Below are 1,298 nucleotides of genomic sequence, written 5' to 3'. Positions count from 1 at the left end.
CTGGCAGTTTCGCTCGTTGTTCAGTTTTCAAAGAACAATCATTTCTTTCGTGTCCGGCGTGTGTTTCTCTCGGCCGGAATTAGAATATACCATGGTTGTATATATGAATGCAAGCATTTTTTTATAATTATTATATTTATTTTATAAATACATTCATTTATTTAGTAGATCTGAAAATATCACCTTCGCCAAAAACCGTAAATGTAGCTTTCACCGTTAACCCTCCCACTCACATTCTGATGTTTTGGCTGCTTGCTTAGTTCCATCACTTTCTCCACCAGCGTCTACCGACCGAGTATAATTATGATCTATGCGACTCCGTCACTCACACGTTTCCAAGAGTGCCTCCCTTTGTATAGATAGAGTAGAGAAGTTCAATAGCTTGCTATCCTATACCTGCAAATCGTAACCTTCAGTTCTGGCTTCTCTATCAGAGGTCATCAGAAACTCTCCTTAGATATGGAGCAGGTCTGCAAGGAGCACTGAACCGCTGAAAGTCATACGAGCGGGACTAGAGCTTTCCGCTGGACCGGAATTTATTGTATGCTAAACCATATGGGAGGAGATGCATTCATGTACAAACAACTGATCGTCGGCGACGCAGCGCATGAACTGGCCAATACACGCCGTATTCTGGAACGCTTGCCCGAAGAGCATATGACTTGGAAACCCCACGAGAAATCGATGACGCTAGGAGGACTGGCCACACACCTTACCAACCTTCTGAACTGGCAAATCGCGATTCTTCAGTACCCAGAGCTCGATCTTTCGACCCTGCCGCAGCGGCGGGAGCCACTGGAGAAACCCGCTGACGTTCTGGATGAGTTCGACGCGAACGTCAGCAAGGTGGAGAAGCTGCTCGCCGAATGCGACGAGCAGACACTCAACGCGGAATGGATACTGCGCCACGGCAACCATATCATCCGCCGTGAAACGCGGGCAATCGCGCTCCGCACCTTCGGATTAAACCACATGGTTCACCACCGGGCGCAGCTCGGGGTATACTTTCGACTTCTCGATATTCCAGTGCCTGGCTTCTACGGCCCCTCGGCCGACGAGGAAACCCAATGAACTAAGTTACTCACTTCGATGCACGCCAAAAAGTCGCAGGGCACTGGAATGACTGCCGGTACTCTGCGACTGTTTGTATTTATATGATTGCATACAAAAAAGCCATGCATAGCATGGCTTGAGTTTAAAGAGTATGGTGCGCGTAGAGGGACTTGAACCCCCACGGTCGCCCGCCAGATCCTAAGTCTGGTGCGTCTGCCAATTCCGCCATACGCGCATGGTAAGTG

Annotated in this window: 1 protein-coding gene and 1 tRNA gene; one reads left to right on the top strand and one right to left on the bottom strand. The window is 48.8% G+C overall.

Annotation, left to right across the window (positions count from 1 at the left end; all coding sequences use genetic code 11):
* Positions 1 to 573: 573 nt before the first annotated feature.
* The gene (locus tag V8F51_RS31445) at positions 574 to 1,071 is read left to right on the top strand and encodes a DinB family protein (protein WP_337104445.1); all 498 of its coding nucleotides are present in this window, start codon (positions 574 to 576) and stop codon (positions 1,069 to 1,071) included.
* 134 nt (positions 1,072 to 1,205) lie between these two features.
* Here V8F51_RS31445 and V8F51_RS31440 read toward each other — a convergent pair.
* Positions 1,206 to 1,288, bottom strand: a tRNA-Leu gene (locus V8F51_RS31440).
* Between the last annotated feature and the right edge of the window lie 10 nt (positions 1,289 to 1,298).

It is taken from the genome of Paenibacillus sp. YIM B09110 (assembly GCF_037167145.1).
GTDB lineage: Bacteria > Bacillota > Bacilli > Paenibacillales > Paenibacillaceae > Pristimantibacillus.
The sequence above is the reverse complement of the archived record's forward strand: the minus strand, read 5'-3'. Positions and strand labels throughout refer to the sequence as shown.

What these genes read in the sequence shown, in the direction of transcription:
- V8F51_RS31445 (WP_337104445.1), top strand. Translation starts at nt 574, where the DNA reads ATGTACAAACAACTGATCGTCGGCGACGCAGCGCATGAACTGGCCAAT.